The sequence below is a fragment of the Clostridioides sp. ES-S-0054-01 genome (genome assembly GCA_021561035.1).
Classification (GTDB): Bacteria; Bacillota; Clostridia; order Peptostreptococcales; family Peptostreptococcaceae; genus Clostridioides.
Genome location: CP067346.1, coordinates 567,374 through 583,997, shown reverse-complemented (window position 1 = coordinate 583,997; position 16,624 = coordinate 567,374). Strand labels below are relative to the sequence as shown.

Sequence of the window (16,624 nt, the reverse complement as noted above, 5' to 3'; positions counted from 1 at the left end):
AAACATGTTCGGCTTTTTGAAAAAAAACAAGAGTTTCATTTATGCACCTGTATCAGGATCTATATTGGACTTAACCGAAGTAAAAGATGAAGTTTTCTCAAGTGGTATGATGGGAAATGGAATAGCAATCATACCATCAGAAAAGGTATTTAAAGCTCCAGCAGATGGGGTTGTCACACTAATTCACGAAAGTAAACATGCGTTTGGGATGAAACTGGACAATGGTGTTGAGATTCTTGTTCACATTGGATTAAATACAGTGAATTTTAAAGGAGAAGGCTTTAAAACGCTGGTAAATATCGGAGATCATGTCAAGAAAAGAACTCCTATCGTTGAAGTAGATTTAGATTTCTTTAAAGAAATGAACGTGACATTAGAAACGCCAATGATTTTATTAAATGAAGCAGAACAGCCTTGTGACATCCTCTTGAAATCAGGTAATTGTCAATCTGGTGAAACTGAATTAATTAAGGTAAATTGAATGGATATAAAGGGGTAGTTCAAATGAAAATTCTTAAAGTGTATAACAATAATATAGTTCGCTGTATTAACAATAAAGGAGAAGAATATATCCTTACTGGTCCTGGCGTTGGATTTAAAAAACATTCAGGCGATTATGTTGATGATACTAAAGTAGAACAAAGATTCTTCGCAGAAACGAAAACAAAGGCAAAGATAGAACGATTGTTAGAACGTATAGAACCACAATACTTTGAATTAAGCGAGTATATATTACAAGAGGCTAAAAAGAGATTAAATATCAGCTTAAATTTAAGTTTGATTATTCCGTTTACAGATCATTTAGTCGCAGCTATTGATCGGGCAAAAAGTGGAATTTCATTACCTAATTTATCACTTATGGAAATAAAAACGATTTGGAAAAAAGAATTTGAATTTAGTTTATGGATAATATCTTATATCGAAGAGAAAATGCATATCAATATGTCAATTGATGAAGCTGGATATATCGCTGTCTATTTTGTGAATGATACCGGAGAGCCTAGAGCAAATAAATCAATGGAAATCGTTCAAATAGTAACTGATATCGTAAATATTATTGAAAAATGTTTCCGAATCCGTCTAGATAAAACATCTTCAAGTTATATCAGACTGGTTACTCATCTTCGATTCTTTATTGGACGTATTATAGGATCAGAAGTTAGTAGAGATGACGATAACGAAGTGTTATACCAATACCTTTTAGAAAGAAACCCAAATTTAAAAACATGCATCAATTATATCAGTCAGTATATAAAAAATGAACTTAATTATGATGTAACAAAATCAGAACTTGTATATCTGATGATACATTTAACACAAATATTAGGAAAATAGGAGTGTGACTATTCGATTAGGCAGGCCTGAAATGTAAATCAAAGTGTGATTTATATTTTGGGCCTTTTATATATAAAATTAATATGAGGAGGATAAGCCTATGAAAAAATTAATTAATAATGCAGATGACTTTGGTTATTCTAATGCGGTAAACTATGGCATCGTGGATAGCTATCAAAAAGGAGTATTAACTTCTACAACATTAATGGCAGGAATGCCAGGCTTTGATCACGCAGTCATGCTTGCCAAACAAAATCCTGGTTTTGGAATCGGTGTTCACTTAACATTAACATGTGGGAGACCTTTACTTACTACACACAAGACACTTGTTGATGAAAAAAGATATTTTAAAAATCTTAGTTTCTATAAAGAAGAAAATACATTTGTAGATGAGGATGAAGTATATGCCGAATGGAAAGCACAAATAGAGAAAGTATATGCAGCGGGGATTGAACCAACTCATCTAGATGCTCATCATCATACACACATCTTTAAGAATAATCCTGAGATTGTCATTAGATTATCGAAAGAGTATGGATTACCAGTTCGTAATTCCTTCAATGACGTTTCCATATTACGTAGTGAAGGAATTAAATGTAATGATGTATTGATCGATCCTTGGATTAATATCGAAGGAAAGATTGATGCATACGAAGATAAAGCAAGTGCTTTGGTTAAGGAAATTATACAGTTGATTAAACAGGCAAAGACTGAAAGTGATGTTATTGAAGTTATGTGGCATACAGCTTATTTGGACTATAAAATTATTACTCAGTCAAACTTTGCCTACCCTAGGCTAATAGAATCTGATGCGATTCTTAATGAAGAATTAATGAAGTACTTAAATGAAAACTTTCAATTATGTACTTATCAAGATATATAGAAAAGGAGAGAAAGAATATGTTTAACAAAGCTTTAAAACAATTATCGAAGCTTGGAAAAGCGATGTTGATTCCAATTGCTGCTACTCCAGTTGCTGGTTTGCTTGCTCGTTTAAGTGCTGTAGATATGTTGAATATGCCAGTACTAGAGACTGCTGGATGGGTAGTATTTGGTATGATGGATGTGCTTTTTGCAATCGGTGCTGTTATAGCATATGCAAAAGCTAAAGACAGATCAATACCGATTATTGGTGCAATTATCTCATTATCAGTATTTAAAGCTGTTTTGGTCTATATGAACGAAGCAGTCAATATGGGAGTATTTGCTGGTATTTTAGTTGGTGTTATGACAGCCATTGTATTTAATTATAGTAAAGAGTGGAAAACTCCGGCTATGTTCTCGTTCTTTACTGGGGAGAAGTTTGTAGTTACATTAGCACCACTTGTAGCTATTCCTTTGGCTATTTTGTTCAGTTTTCTTTGGGTGCCTTGCCAAGCAGGTTTAAATAATTTTGGTATTTGGATTGCTGGTGCTGGTGCATTAGGGGTATTTGTCTTTGGATTGACAAATCGTCTGTTAATACCAATTGGATTACATCATGTAGTTAACACCTATATCTATTACGAATTAGGAAGTTTTACTACCGCAAGTGGAGAAATTGTAAAAGGAGAAATCCCAAGATTCTTAGCAGGAGATCCTACAGCAGGTTTGTTCTTAGCAATGTTCTTTATTCCAATGATGTTTGGACTTCCTGGTGCATGTTTAGCAATGTATAAAACTGCAAAAGAAAAGAATAAAGAGAAAACGAAGTCATTAATGAGTTCTGCATCATTGACAACCTTTGTTGCAGGTATCACAGAACCAATTGAATTCTCATTTATGTTTGTTGCACCTAGACTTTATGCATTTCATGCATTATTAACTGGTACTGCTGGGGCAATATTATATTTACTTAATGTTCACTTTGGTATGTCAGTTAATTTCTGTGTCATTGACTATATTTTGAACTTTAAGTTAAGTACAAATGGTTGGATGATTGTTCCAATTGGTATCGTCTTCTTCTTTATTTATTACTTTGGATTTAAGATTATGATTGAAAAATGGGATTTAAAAACTCCAGGAAGAGAAGAAGAATTAAAATTTGATGAGAATGAAGTATCTACTGAGGAAATTAATATTAAGTTAGAGCATACAAATTATCAGTACATGGCCAAGAAAATATTACAAAACATTGGTGGTAAAGATAATGTAGAAGAAGTAGAAAACTGTGTTACAAGATTACGTCTTGAATTAAAAGATGGTTCTTTGGTAAATGAAGAAAATATTAAGAAAACAGGAGCCAAAGGAGTTGTAAGATTTGGAGAAACATCAATTCAGATTATTATTGGAACAGAAGTAAATAAAGTAGCAAGAGAATTTAAAGAAATGTTAGAAAACTAGTATAAAAGGAGGACTACGAACATGGGTAATAAATTTGTAATTATTGGAGCAGGATCAACACACACACCAGGTATTTTAGCAGCACTTGCAAACAAGTCAGAAGAATTGAATATGACAGAATTGTGTTTGCATGATATTGAACACGATCGTGTATATCATATGGGAGAATTTAATAAAATTTATATGAAAGAACATCGTCCAGAAATCAAGACAAGCTGGACAACAGATTTGAAAGAAGCATTAATAGGCGCAAATTATGTATTTATACAAATTCGTCCAGGCAGAAACGAGCAACGTTCTATCGATGAACATACATGCTACAAGCATGGATTAATTGGTCAGGAAACATGTGGATTAGGAGGATTTTCATTCGCACTTCGTACCATTCCAGCTATTCTGGAAATTGTAAAAACAGCAGTTGAAGTATGTCCAGATGCATGGTTGTTAAATTACTCTAATCCAGAAGCCATGGTATCTGAAGCAGTTTATCGTACATATCCACAAGCAAAAATGCTATGTATTTGTGATATGCCAATTTCTCAGCAGGAACAAGTAGCTGCATATCTTGGATATGATGAAAAAGATTTAACATTCAAATATTTTGGATTAAATCACTTTGGTTGGTATACAAACATCTACAATAAAAAGGGTGAAGATTTACTTCCTAAACTTAGAGAAGAAGTACTATCAGGTAAAGTTACTGGGCTAAGTGCAGATAAAGATGAAGGAAAACTTGATGAATATTGGTATAAAACATTTAATAATGTTATCAAAGGATTCAAAGCATATCCTGACTTCTTACCACTATGTTATTTACAGTATTACTATTTCCATGATGAAATGTTAGAAATGTTTGATCACGATGTTACACGAGCAGATACAGTTTTAGCAGGACGTGAAATAACTGTTTATGAAGAATGTCGTAGAGTTATTGAGAAACAAACAACAAAGGACTCTTATTTAGTATCAGGTGTCCATGGAAATTATATTGTTGATCTAGCAAGCTCTATTATCAATGATAAGCGAGAAAGATTCATGGTAAATGTGATGAATAGAGGAGCAATTGGAAACTTTAATCATGATGCAGTAGTTGAAGTACCATGTTATGTAGGAGCATCAGGTGTAGAGCCTACTTCAGTAGGATATATTCCACAGTTCCATAAATCATTGATGGAAGCTCAAAAAGGTTATGAGAAGTTAGCAGTGGAAGCTTGTCTGGAAGGTTCATATGAAAAAGCATTACAGGCTATCCTTTTAAATAAGACTGTACCTTCTTATCGTGTTGGTAAAGCTATTCTGGATGACTTTTTGGAATTAAATAAAGATTATTGGAATCCAAAATTCTACGAAAAATAAAAATGACAAAATGAAGTATTTTCGATAAATAAGTCGATAAACAGAAAGAGAAGAATACGCCTGATTTCAAATGATAAAGGCGTATTCTTTTGTTTCACATCAAAATTAAGATATTAAGCATATGATTAAAACTATTTAGCGGTTTATAAAAAGTAATCTGAAAGGAGATTCATATGAGTGCATTATCAACATTATTTCCGGTGTTTTTTATCATGGCACTTGGTTTTATATCACGTAAGAAAAGATGGATTACACCAGAACAGAAAGATGGAGCGAATGCTATTGTTTTTAAAATATTATTCCCAATATTAGTTTTTCAACTAATCAGTACAGCAGAAATTGAACTTCAGCATTTAAAAATGATTGTATACGTGTTTATCGTTTTTACGTTAGCATTGGTGGTAGGAAAACTATTCAGCAATATTGTTGGTAAGCAATATGCTCATTTTTCGCCATATTTATTAACTGTGTGTGAAGGAGGAAATGTAGCATTACCACTTTATTTGTCTATTGTAGGAGCGTCCAGTAATACGGTTATCTTTGATATTGCGGGAACAATTGTAGGCTTTATTGTATTTCCAATATTAGTTTCTAAAGTAACTGCCAACTCCTCAACTTTTTTTGATATATTAAAAAGAGTTCTGAATAACTCTTTTGTTATAGCTGTGATACTGGGAATGGTTTTAAATATTACAGGAATCTATCATATGGCTATGATGTCTCAATTTAAAGATTTGATAAATAATACGCTAAGCCAAGCGACAATGCCAATTATTACTATGATTTTATTTATTTTAGGTTATAATTTCACAATTGATCGTCAGATACTTCGACCATTATTAAAACTAATGGGAATAAAAATCTTTTATTATACATTGGTTATATTAGGCTTTTTTGTCTTATTCCCTAAACATATGGTAGATAAAACATTTATGATAGCACCAATGATTTATTTTATGTCACCAACTGGTTTTGGTTTACTGCCGGTCATTGAACCATTGTATAAGAGTGAAGATGATGCTTCATTTACAAGTGCATTTGTTTCTATTTTTATGATTGTTACATTGCTTGTTTATACCTGTATTGTTATCTTTATTTCATAAAGAATACACAAAAAGCATAATAAATACATAATATCTTTCGGATTTTTTTTAATGTGAATCACAAAATGATAAAATCATGAAGGTAAGAATAGAGGGATTGTATGATAAATTTTATGTAGAAGGTCATTGCGAAAATCCTTTCATTACACTAATATTACAATTTTCCTTTTCTTGTGTTGCTATAAATCACACAAAGTCTTTTCTCCTGAAATGAATGATGAGCATTTTAGAGGGAAGGACTTTTTTATATGTGTTTTTCCTTCAAAAAACTAATCATAGCCTTTGCCAATATTTGAAACATTTCAATAATATTCATTGAATTGTTGTTCTCCTCAGCTTCGCTAGTTGCAACATTTTGAGCAATTCCATCTATAAAGCTACTGATAAACATGACAAGTGAATGGATGGGAATACGCGGTAGAAATATGCCTTTCTCGATATTCTTTAAAGTGTAGTCTACAATTCTGTTTTGTGCATATGCTAGACTTTTCTTAAAGTTTAATTTAGGGTGCACTGTAGCTCTCTTTTCAATATCAAAGGAATAAAAAACTATCAATTCAAAGCATGTTTTGCCACCAACGGATTTTAATAATTCATCAATATACTTTCCTATTGAAAGAATACACTCAAAGAGAATTTCCTTTTCTGTAAGGTCAGAGCTTAACAACGTGTTAATGTTCTGCTCTAACAAATCATAGGTTGTGTTTTTATTGATGTAATCAATAAAGATTTCATCTAAACTTGCATAGTAATGATAGATAATTCCTTGACTAAAACCAGCTTCCTTAATAATATCTCGCATAGTTACAGAATATAGTGGTTTCTCTCTTAAAATCTTACCAATACATTCAAGTATATAATTTCTCTTATCTCTTAGATATTTCTCTGTTACTTTCGGCATAAACAATCCTCCAGTTTCTATCTTTATGTAATGTCAAATTATACTGTGATACTTGTGTTGCTTTTGTCTGATTATCAAGAAACTTCACAGCTACTTTGACTTTCACATTCTCGCCGTCTACTGAAAAGACAGGGTTTAACAGCTCTGAAAACAGATAATCTCCGTGGTTCATAGGTAACAGAAAAAGTACTCTCCCCATACTGTGCCACATCCCAGACAAGCACATCTTTAACTGTGGAGCTGGTCGGTATATCCGTTCTTATGGTATCAAGGTTCAAGTCCTGTAATTCCTTTGTCAGATACCCGTTAATAGCCAGTGTTCTTGCTTCAATGCTTTCTTCGCTGTTGTTCCATGTGTAGTAGGACTTCGCAAAGTTCTTTACAAAATTTTCAATCCCGTTTGTGTCATTGAGCCGTAGCTCTATGATTTCTTTTTCATGGGTGGTATACTGCATGAACGGCAGTTGTCGGCAAGGCAGTAACCACGGTTGTAAGGGTAAGCACACCTGTAAGCAATCGCTTTAATGTCTTTTTCATCATGTTTAAATGCTCCTTTCATATATAGAAATAGCCGTCCATTTCTGAACGGCTGGAAATAGAAAAGGAACGCTGAAATAGTAGCGTTCCATAGTCTATGAGTTATTCAATTTTTCCTGTTTCAATACTGATGTGCTGTACCATATCTTTGCATATCTCGGAATATCGGCGTATCAAGGCTCATTCGTAAGTAGTAAATAAGTAGAAATGGCTTCTTTATTCCTTGTGAAATGCTGATAAATACAGTGTTTTAGGGGATAATCAAATTTTTAGTTGGTTTTTAGTTTAATAACTATATAAATTTATCTATAACTAAGTATAAAATATATTATTTATAAAATTTCTATATTATTTTCATATAAAATCCTATAAAAATCACAATAAAATGTTTTTTCATGTGATATACCTTGATGGGTGAAGTTTATATTTATTTAAGTACTACAAGCAAAAATTTAACTATAGCAAAAAAAATCAATAAATAAAATGATTCTTATAATAAAAATACTTCTATTGTAGATTTATTATTTATTAATAAATCTATAATACAAAAAACGAGAAGTACAGTGTCATAAAAATATGACTAACTGTACCTCTAATTATACTCACCTTTTCATAAATTTAATCACTATATATCAACATATCGACTAAATTTATCTTATATACTAATATCTCAGTTGCTAATATCTTAATATATTAATCTTGAATAATGCTTTCTCTTGATTCAATTTCTTTTGAAATACTAGCTATAAATTCATCCAATTTAATGCTACCTATTTCACCTTTATCTCTTGACCTAACAGAAACATTATTATCAGCTACTTCTTTTTCACCTACTATTAACATGTATGGCACTTTTTCAAGCTGAGCTTCTCTTATCTTAAATCCAATTTTTTCAGCTCTATCGTCCAATTCAACTCTTATACCCTTGTCAAATAACTCTTTCTTAACTTCATTTGCATAATCCATAAACTTATCAGATATAGGAAGTATCTTAACTTGAGTTGGAGATAACCAAACTGGGAATTTACCAGCATAATGCTCTATTAATATACCTATAAATCTTTCTATACTACCAAAAGCAACTCTATGAATCATAACTGGTCTATGTTTTTCACCATCTTGTCCAATATAAGTATTATCAAATTGTCTTGGAAGTTGCATATCTAATTGGATAGTACCACATTGCCAAGTTCTTCCTAAACAGTCTTTTAGATGGAAGTCTATCTTAGGTCCATAGAATGCCCCATCACCCTCATTTATAGTGTATGGTAGACCTAACTCTTCTAAAGCTTCTCTCAATCCATTTTCTGCTGCTTCCCACTCTTCATCGCTTCCCATAGAATTCTCTGGTCTTGTAGATAATTCTAGGTTATATTCAAATCCAAAAGTTTTGTAGATACCATCTATTAGGTTAGCTACTCCTTTTATTTCATCCTTAATTTGCTCTGGCAACATGAATATATGTGAATCGTCTTGAGTAAATGCTCTAACCCTCATTAAGCCTTGTAATGCACCAGATAACTCATGTCTATGAACTCTACCAAGCTCTGCAACTCTCATTGGGAAATCTCTATATGAATGTAGTTGAGAATTATAGTAAATTAATCCACCAGGACAGTTCATAGGTTTTATAGCATAATCTTCATCATCTATTTTAACTGTATACATATTTTCTTTGTAATGATACCAGTGACCTGAAGTCTCCCATAATTTTCTATTTAATATAATTGGAGATTCTATTTCAATATATCCAGCTTTTCTGTGTATTTCTCTCCAGAATTTTAATAATTCATTTTTAAGTTCCATACCTTTTGGCAAAAACATAGGAAATCCTGGACCTTCTTCAGGTATCATAAATAATCCTAACTCTTTACCTAATTTTCTATGGTCTCTCTTTTTAGCTTCTTCTAGTAAATGTAAGTACTCTTCTAAGTCTTTGTTTTTCTCAAAAGAAGTTCCATAGATTCTTTGAAGCATCTTGTTTTTTTCGTCACCACGCCAGTATGCACCTGCTACACTTTGTAATTTAACAGCTTTAACTTTTTTAGTAGATGGTAAGTGTGGTCCTCTACATAAATCAGTAAAATCACCTTGCTTGTAGAAAGATATTATTTCACTTTCAGGTAAATCAGATATAAGTTCTACCTTATAGTCTTCTCCTTGTCCTTTCATAAGCTCTAAAGCTTCATTTCTAGGAAGTTCAAATCTTTCTATTTTTAAATCTTCTTTAGCTATTTTTTTCATTTCAGCTTCTATTTTTTCTAAGTCTTCTGGAACTAATCTATGGTCTAAATCTATATCATAGTAGAATCCATTTTCTATACTTGGTCCTATAGCAAGTTTTGCTTCTGGATAAAGTCTCTTTATAGCTTGAGCTAATATATGTGCTGATGTATGTCTAAAAACTTCCTTACCTTCTTTATCTTCAAACTTAAATAAATTTAAGTTACAATCAGTATCTATAATGTGGTCCAGACCTACAACCTCTCCGTTCACAGATGCTGCTACCACATTTCTAGCTAATCCTTCACTAATGGATTTGGCTACATCCATAACAGAAATAGCATTTTCAAATTCTTTTATTGAGCCATCTTTTAAAGCAACTTTAATCATTGTTTTTCCTCCTTATTGAAATAATTTTTAGATTTTTTGTAATAAAAAATCGCCCCAAACATGTTTGGGACGATATTAATTCGCGGTTCCACCCAAGTTGGCGTATACAAGTATATACAACCCTCTTGATGACTATAAGGTCGTCACCCGAGTACTTTCACATATAGTATAAATACAAATACTGCTAATAAACTCAGCTCCAAGGTAGTTTTCAAATAGACCTATTACATGGGCTTTCAGCCATAGACCCAAATTCTCTGAGAATGGTTTCTACTCTACTCTTCCTCTTCAACACTATGATTTTTAATATATTTTCATTATAACAGATAGTTATACATCAATCAACATTAATGTAATATAATAATTACCCTTTATTTTTCACCCTAATCAGCTATAAACCAATATTTCTATATTTTTATATTAAATTAATCTTTTGATTTACAGTAATATTATAATATTTTCATCAATTTTAAATTTTTAAAAAGTATCTACATGCATGATAGATATGACTAGATAAATACTAAAACTAATTTTTATTAAAACTAATTTCTAATTTTTGTACACTTTTTAGATTTTGTATACTTAAATACAATCAATACTTAATATGGTTAATACTTAATACAGTCAATACTTAAATGCAATTAATAAGTAATACAGTTAATACTTAAATGCATTCAATAAGTGCCATATACTTAAATAAATGCTAATTGTCATATATTTAAATAAATATAGTAATCGCTCCTTGAGCTATACCTATTAAAAAACCTAATACAAGCCCTAAAATCTCTATATGTTTTAATTCTTTTTTAGCTATTCTTATTATTATCTCTTCCAATTCGTATAAATCTAGTTTATTAATCTTATCTTCGACCATTTTTTTTATATCTATACGCTCATTTGCTTTATTTATTATATTTTTACTCAATTCATCTATACTTTGCTTAACTTCAGACTCAATTATCTCTCCTAAATACTCTTGTATCATGCTTTTTATACCACTAGGTATAAATGAAACTTTCTCATGTATTATAATTTTTATCCTTGCTTTTATGTATCTTACAACTTCTTCCTTATCTTCGTCAGTAATGATATTTGCAAGTATTTCATCCATAGAAAGAAATTCTTCTTGAATTATTTCTCCTACATTTGCTGCTATTTCTTCTCTTCTCTTTGGTATAAGACCTATTATTTCTATATTTAAAATAGGTATTTTAATAGGCTCTATTGGTCTAAATATCAGCCTTATCGCTACTACATTCGTAACATAACCTATAAATCCTCCAATAACAGCTAATATCAGTATCCTAATTAAATTATCCATTATAAAATTACTCCTTATCAATTGTATATTTGTCAGCTATATTACATTAATCAAGTAGATATTCTTTATATTTAATAGCTCCAGCTATACTATAGCTTTATATACAATTATAAGTCTTTTATGTCGATTTAAAAAGAATTTTTTTAGTTTTTATATCCCTAGATTTTAATTTTCCATAATTATACTAACTTTATTTTCAAAAATTGCTTCTACAGTATCTATAATTTCCTTTGAGCAATTATTATTTAATAAATCCAATATTTCTATTCTTTTAGGACATAAAGTTAATAAGGTACTTATTAAAAAGTCCTCATAGTTTAAATTTTCTCTTATTACCATATTTATGATTTCTTCATCATCTATGCTGTCTATTTTATTTCCATTTTTATCGTATAGAACAAATGTATTATCTTCCATTATATGAACTTTAAGTAAATCAATCTTTTCTTCTTGGGTATCTATAAAGTATTTTAAAACTCTTATAAACTCATCTTGGTCTTTCTTTATTAAATACTCCTCAACTGCAATATCACCTATAGCAGAAATATATTTCATAAATTCTCTCATTCTAAATCTAATAAAACCTTCTACATTTATAAAATCATTTTCCTCTATATAATTTCTCACCCTCGTAAACACTGTTTCTCTCATAAAAATCTCTTTTTTAGCAAATATGTTCAGTGAATATATGTATATATTATTTTTATCTTCAGGATATGTACGCCCATAGCATTTTAGAATGTATTCTTTTAAAAGTTTCTCTTTCATTATACTTATTATCATACTAGTTATTTCTGTTGATATCTCATCAATATTTAGAGCTCTTTGTTCAGCTTTAGTACCATTAAGTATTTTTTTATTTAATACTTCTTGCTTTGTAGAATCTATCACTACTTCTACAATGTCATTCGTATATATTAATCTATCGTTTACATTATTATTCCTCAAAAATTTCATAGAAGAAATATTATCCTTCTCAACCAAAGTTATCGCTCCTTTCTTGTCATGAGAGGAACTATAGAACCTATATCTAGTAAATTTTCACGGCTAAGTGTAACTACCTCCTTGTTTTTGCTTTCTACAAAACTTTTTATACGTTCATAGTCAGGATGTTTTTTAACATCTCCACAAAAAGCTAGTTTATCCTTAGAAATTAACCCTGTACATCCACCTATAAATCCATAATTCATCTCAAATAAATTTATATGACCTTTTTCTATTAATAAACACTCTATTTCTGTATTCTTCATACTTTTCCAAATACCTTTATCTGATGTTATTATAGATGTTCTATCTACTATACAGATTGAGCATTTAGAATAGCCCTGCTCTATATTTATCTTTTTAAGTTTATTATTTTCAATATAATCTAATATTACTTTGTCAGTGTACTTAAAGTTGTGTATAGCATAGTCACCAACTATAGCAATATTGTAAGGTATATCATAAGGGTATCTATTTAATAAATTAGCTTCTCCCTTAATTATATTAAATTTATATCTACTTAATAACTCTTTGTATTGATTATATACATTCGGCGCAACAATTATATCTCCTTTTCCTAAATTACAAATACATATATCTGGGTGATATTTTATGCTTTCATATAATTCTTTACATTCTATTGTTTTTATTATCTCTATATTTCTTAATTTTAATTCATTTTCCATTAGATAACTAATTCTTTTGTCCACCAAAGCTAGACACAAATCGTCATCTAGTATAAATGGCTCTCTTGTAAATTCCATTTTTTACTCCTTTTTCTTTTTTTTGATAAATTTTTTATCTAAATATAAATAAAGTGTGTAGTAGATTTTATCTACTTACACACTTATTACCAGACTTTTATGTAATTAATCTATACTTGGTCAGTATATTTTCATATCTTACTTACAATAATTTTAATCTATCATCTAATTGATTTTAATTTTGCTATGTCATTCCAATTACTTGCTGTTACCATTTCAATTTTATTTAAATCTTTTCTTATTTCTTGTGTATCTGATTTAACTGACACAACATGTTTTTCTGTGTATTCTAATTCTATCTTTGTATCTTTTAAGTCTTTTTTAATTTCTAATATATCATTTTCCATCTTATCTAGCCTAGATTCCATCTTATCTAATCTAGATTCCATCTTATCTAATCTAGATTCCACTTCATCTAGTCTAGATTCCATCTTATCTAGTCTAGATTCCACTTCATCTAGTCTAGATTCCATCTTATCTAGTCTAGATTCCATTTTATCTAGTCTAGATTCCACTCCATCTAGTCTATTTTCTATGTTGTCAAATCTGTCGTTAATACTGGCTTGCATTTTAACCAGAAATTGCAAAATTTTATCTTCCATATGCATCAACTCCTCTACATATAATTATAACATTTCATACAAATATTATACACAAATACATTAATAATTAATATGTATCTTTCACCTTGTTATACTCTTTTTTTACATATTCAAGGACATCTGGTGGTATGTTTCTACTGCTCTTTGGAGTCAAGCCAAGTTCTCCATTTTTTAGTTTAAACTCCATTACCTTACTTCCCTTAAAACCATCCTTTATAACATTTTTTATCAACTCATAAACAGGCTGTTCTACATTTTTTATAATTGAACTTATTACATTATCTGGTGCCATATCGTATTGGTCTTTATTAATAGCTATAACTTTGCCACCATTTTCTCTTGCCACTTGAATAGCTCTTTTACTATCATCTTCTGTAGCTGAAAATACAACATCTCTATCAGAATCTCTCATTTCTTTTGCAATAGTTCTAGCCGATTCAGGATTTTCAAATAGATTTGAATACTTAACTAATAACTCGGCATCTTTATTTGAGGTTTTAAGACCTTTTCTAAATCCAGATTCATACTTATCTCTACTAGAACCCTCGATTCCTCCTATAAAACCTACCTTACCAGTATCAGTCATTTTACCTGCAATAAGACCTGCTAAATATCCAGTAGCATTATCTTGAAATGATACTGAAATTACATTAGCTGGTTGAATTTTATAAGCATAATCAACTATTCCAAATTGCTGTTTTGGATATTTAGTAGCAGCTTCCTTAATTGGCTCTGCAAACCTAGACCCAACTGCTATTATTAAATCTGGCTCATACTTATATAGTTTTTCTATACTTTCTTTAAAATTCTTAGAAGTCTTTGGTTTTTCAAGTTTTACCCTAACATCAAAATCTTCGTCAGCTCTTTTTAAAGCTGATAATACATCATTATTATACGATTCGTTATTTAAGTTTTCAGTATCTAATAATACTCCTACGGTTTTTCTTACATATGAATCTTCTTCTACCTCATCTTCTTCATCCTTACTTTTACTATTTGATTTATCTTTGCCTGATGAAACTGGTACGCTTTTAGAATCACTCTGTTTAGACTTAGCACTATTTATATTAGAATTATCTTTATTTACTTTATCAAACCCAAAATCAAAATTACATATAGCTAATATAAAAATTGTAAATACTATAACAAAGCAAGCCATCAATATTCTTTTTATTTTCACAAAATCCACTCCCTGATTTGGATAGGTCTAACCTACCTCTACATATAACTTTCTCTATATGTCTACTATCTTAGCCAATTCACCTCATGACTAAAGTTATGGTACTCTTGGCTATTATAATAGATTATTTATTGTTCTTATTAACATATTCTAACACATCTGGAGGAATATTTTGAGAGCTATTTTGGGCAAGTCCAGTATTTCCAGACTCAACTGTGTTTTCTATAACTTTTCCCCCCTTATAATTTCCTTTCACAAAACTTTGTATCAAATTATAAGTAGGATTCTCAAAATCTTTTACAATAGAACTTATAACATTTTCTGGAGCTAACTCATGCTGGTCTTTATTTGTGGCTATAACCTTTTTATTTTTTGCTCTGACTGCATCTATTACAGATTTTGAATCGTCTTCAGTAGTAGAAAAAATAATGTCTACTCCATTATCCATCATCTTTTTAGCTATAGATTCTACTGATTTACTATCCTTAAAAACATCTGCATACTCAACTGAGATATCATTTATACTACTATTAGAAAATTTAACACCCTCTTTAAAACCTGCTTCAAATTTATCCCTACTAGACCCCTTTGTTCCACCTATAAAACCAACCTTATTACTTTCAGTCATCTTTCCAGCTATTAGTCCAACTAGATATCCAGATTTATTATCTTCATAAGAAATTGAAGTTATATTGGAAGGTTGCTCGTTGTACTCATAGTCTAAAATTGCAAATTGTTGCTTTGGATATTTCTTAGCTATCTTCTCCAGTGGTTTTGCAAATCTAGCTCCTACAGCTATAATTAAATCGTAATCGTCATTACATAAAATATCTATACTATTAGAAAAAGTTGATGAATCATCTGATTCCACTTTGTTTGTATCTATATTAAATTCCTTTTGGGCATTGTTTAATGCTAATAAAGCTGAATTATTCATAGCCTCATTGTTTGTTCCCTCAATATCTAGTATCATAGATACAGATTTTTTTGAATTATTTTTGTCGCTTATATCATTTTTATTATCTTTGTTAGAACTAGGATTATTAATTGAATTATTGCCACATCCAACCAACATTCCAGCTGTCATTGCTACAGTTAATATCAATATCAACATTCTTTTAAAACACATTAAATTTCACTCCTCATACATTTACGATATTTTTATATTCTATTTACTTTTACATCCTATTTACTTTTACATCCTATTTACTTTTACATCCTATTTACTTTTACATCCTATTTACTTTTACATCCTATTTACTTTTACATCCTATTTACTTTTACATCCTATTTACTTTTACATCCTATTTACTTTTACATCCTATTTACTTTTACATCCTATTTACTTTTACATCCTATTTACTTTTACATCCTATTTACTTTTACATCCTATTTACTTTTACATCCTATTTACTTTTACATCCTATTTATAAATTTTTTATATACAATTTGCAAGCATATTTTGAAATTTTTTTAATAAATCCTACCATAAAAAAGTGTGCAATAGATTCTTATCTATTTACACACTTCCCTAAAAACTAAATTAATATATCAACACTTAATTTTATCCAACATAAATCCAATTTAGCACATCAATATTTAATAT

Annotated in this window: 14 protein-coding genes, 1 pseudogene and 1 other annotated feature; of the genes and pseudogenes, 6 read left to right on the top strand and 9 right to left on the bottom strand. The window is 30.1% G+C overall.

What is annotated here, in order from left to right; all coding sequences use genetic code 11:
- The first annotated feature begins 4 nt into the window (after positions 1-4).
- From JJC02_03020 to JJC02_02995, 6 genes are all read left to right on the top strand, one after another.
- Positions 5-481 (top strand): PTS glucose transporter subunit IIA, encoded by a 477-nt coding sequence (locus JJC02_03020; GenBank protein ID UDN55179.1) that lies wholly within the window; start codon positions 5-7, stop codon positions 479-481.
- A gap of 23 nt (positions 482-504) precedes the next feature.
- Positions 505-1,335 carry a PRD domain-containing protein gene (locus JJC02_03015; protein UDN55178.1) on the top strand — a complete coding sequence of 277 codons (831 nt, stop codon included), beginning with the start codon at positions 505-507 and terminating at the stop codon, positions 1,333-1,335.
- Between the two features lie 100 nt (positions 1,336-1,435).
- Positions 1,436-2,218, top strand: coding sequence for a carbohydrate deacetylase (locus tag JJC02_03010; GenBank protein ID UDN55177.1), 783 nt, complete (start codon positions 1,436-1,438; stop codon positions 2,216-2,218).
- A 17-nt stretch (positions 2,219-2,235) separates the two neighbouring features.
- Positions 2,236-3,657 carry a PTS transporter subunit EIIC gene (locus tag JJC02_03005; GenBank protein ID UDN55176.1) on the top strand — a complete coding sequence of 474 codons (1,422 nt, stop codon included), beginning with the start codon at positions 2,236-2,238 and terminating at the stop codon, positions 3,655-3,657.
- A 21-nt stretch (positions 3,658-3,678) separates the two neighbouring features.
- Positions 3,679-5,013, top strand: a complete 1,335-nt coding sequence (locus tag JJC02_03000; GenBank protein UDN55175.1) for a 6-phospho-alpha-glucosidase — start codon at positions 3,679-3,681, stop codon at positions 5,011-5,013.
- Positions 5,014-5,186: 173 nt separating this feature from the next.
- Positions 5,187-6,116, top strand: a complete 930-nt coding sequence (locus JJC02_02995; GenBank protein UDN55174.1) for an AEC family transporter — start codon at positions 5,187-5,189, stop codon at positions 6,114-6,116.
- Between the two features lie 244 nt (positions 6,117-6,360).
- Here JJC02_02995 and JJC02_02990 read toward each other — a convergent pair whose 3' ends face one another.
- The 9 genes and pseudogenes from JJC02_02990 to JJC02_02950 form a co-directional block, all read right to left on the bottom strand.
- Positions 6,361-7,017: a TetR/AcrR family transcriptional regulator gene (locus JJC02_02990; GenBank protein UDN55173.1), complete on the bottom strand. Its 657-nt coding sequence runs from the start codon at positions 7,015-7,017 to the stop codon at positions 6,361-6,363.
- A pseudogene (locus JJC02_02985) lies at positions 6,983-7,472 on the bottom strand (conjugal transfer protein). The gene JJC02_02990 and the pseudogene JJC02_02985 overlap by 35 nt, the downstream one beginning before the upstream one ends.
- A 775-nt stretch (positions 7,473-8,247) precedes the next feature.
- On the bottom strand, positions 8,248-10,167 hold the full coding sequence (thrS, locus tag JJC02_02980; protein UDN55172.1) for a threonine--tRNA ligase: 1,920 nt from the start codon (positions 10,165-10,167) through the stop codon (positions 8,248-8,250).
- A 62-nt stretch (positions 10,168-10,229) separates the two neighbouring features.
- Positions 10,230-10,468 (bottom strand) — a binding site (T-box leader).
- Between the two features lie 417 nt (positions 10,469-10,885).
- On the bottom strand, positions 10,886-11,488 hold the full coding sequence (locus JJC02_02975) for a DUF445 family protein (GenBank protein UDN55171.1): 603 nt from the start codon (positions 11,486-11,488) through the stop codon (positions 10,886-10,888).
- A 165-nt stretch (positions 11,489-11,653) separates the two neighbouring features.
- Positions 11,654-12,472 carry a putative sporulation protein YtxC gene (locus tag JJC02_02970; protein ID UDN55170.1) on the bottom strand — a complete coding sequence of 273 codons (819 nt, stop codon included), beginning with the start codon at positions 12,470-12,472 and terminating at the stop codon, positions 11,654-11,656.
- A gap of 2 nt (positions 12,473-12,474) precedes the next feature.
- On the bottom strand, positions 12,475-13,236 hold the full coding sequence (locus tag JJC02_02965) for a hypothetical protein (protein ID UDN55169.1): 762 nt from the start codon (positions 13,234-13,236) through the stop codon (positions 12,475-12,477).
- Between the two features lie 161 nt (positions 13,237-13,397).
- On the bottom strand, positions 13,398-13,838 hold the full coding sequence (locus tag JJC02_02960; GenBank protein ID UDN55168.1) for a hypothetical protein: 441 nt from the start codon (positions 13,836-13,838) through the stop codon (positions 13,398-13,400).
- Between the two features lie 67 nt (positions 13,839-13,905).
- Positions 13,906-15,018 carry a BMP family ABC transporter substrate-binding protein gene (locus JJC02_02955; protein UDN55167.1) on the bottom strand — a complete coding sequence of 371 codons (1,113 nt, stop codon included), beginning with the start codon at positions 15,016-15,018 and terminating at the stop codon, positions 13,906-13,908.
- A gap of 124 nt (positions 15,019-15,142) precedes the next feature.
- Positions 15,143-16,147, bottom strand: a complete 1,005-nt coding sequence (locus JJC02_02950; GenBank protein UDN55166.1) for a BMP family ABC transporter substrate-binding protein — start codon at positions 16,145-16,147, stop codon at positions 15,143-15,145.
- Between the last annotated feature and the right edge of the window lie 477 nt (positions 16,148-16,624).

What these genes read in the sequence shown, in the direction of transcription:
- JJC02_03000 (UDN55175.1), top strand. Translation starts at nt 3,679, where the DNA reads ATGGGTAATAAATTTGTAATTATTGGAGCAGGATCAACACACACACCA.
- JJC02_02995 (UDN55174.1), top strand. Translation starts at nt 5,187, where the DNA reads ATGAGTGCATTATCAACATTATTTCCGGTGTTTTTTATCATGGCACTT.
- JJC02_03010 (UDN55177.1), top strand. Translation starts at nt 1,436, where the DNA reads ATGAAAAAATTAATTAATAATGCAGATGACTTTGGTTATTCTAATGCG.
- JJC02_02960 (UDN55168.1), bottom strand. Translation starts at nt 13,838, where the DNA reads ATGGAAGATAAAATTTTGCAATTTCTGGTTAAAATGCAAGCCAGTATT.
- JJC02_02950 (UDN55166.1), bottom strand. Translation starts at nt 16,147, where the DNA reads ATGTGTTTTAAAAGAATGTTGATATTGATATTAACTGTAGCAATGACA.
- JJC02_03005 (UDN55176.1), top strand. Translation starts at nt 2,236, where the DNA reads ATGTTTAACAAAGCTTTAAAACAATTATCGAAGCTTGGAAAAGCGATG.
- JJC02_02975 (UDN55171.1), bottom strand. Translation starts at nt 11,488, where the DNA reads ATGGATAATTTAATTAGGATACTGATATTAGCTGTTATTGGAGGATTT.
- JJC02_02965 (UDN55169.1), bottom strand. Translation starts at nt 13,236, where the DNA reads ATGGAATTTACAAGAGAGCCATTTATACTAGATGACGATTTGTGTCTA.
- JJC02_02990 (UDN55173.1), bottom strand. Translation starts at nt 7,017, where the DNA reads ATGCCGAAAGTAACAGAGAAATATCTAAGAGATAAGAGAAATTATATA.
- thrS (UDN55172.1), bottom strand. Translation starts at nt 10,167, where the DNA reads ATGATTAAAGTTGCTTTAAAAGATGGCTCAATAAAAGAATTTGAAAAT.
- JJC02_03015 (UDN55178.1), top strand. Translation starts at nt 505, where the DNA reads ATGAAAATTCTTAAAGTGTATAACAATAATATAGTTCGCTGTATTAAC.
- JJC02_03020 (UDN55179.1), top strand. Translation starts at nt 5, where the DNA reads ATGTTCGGCTTTTTGAAAAAAAACAAGAGTTTCATTTATGCACCTGTA.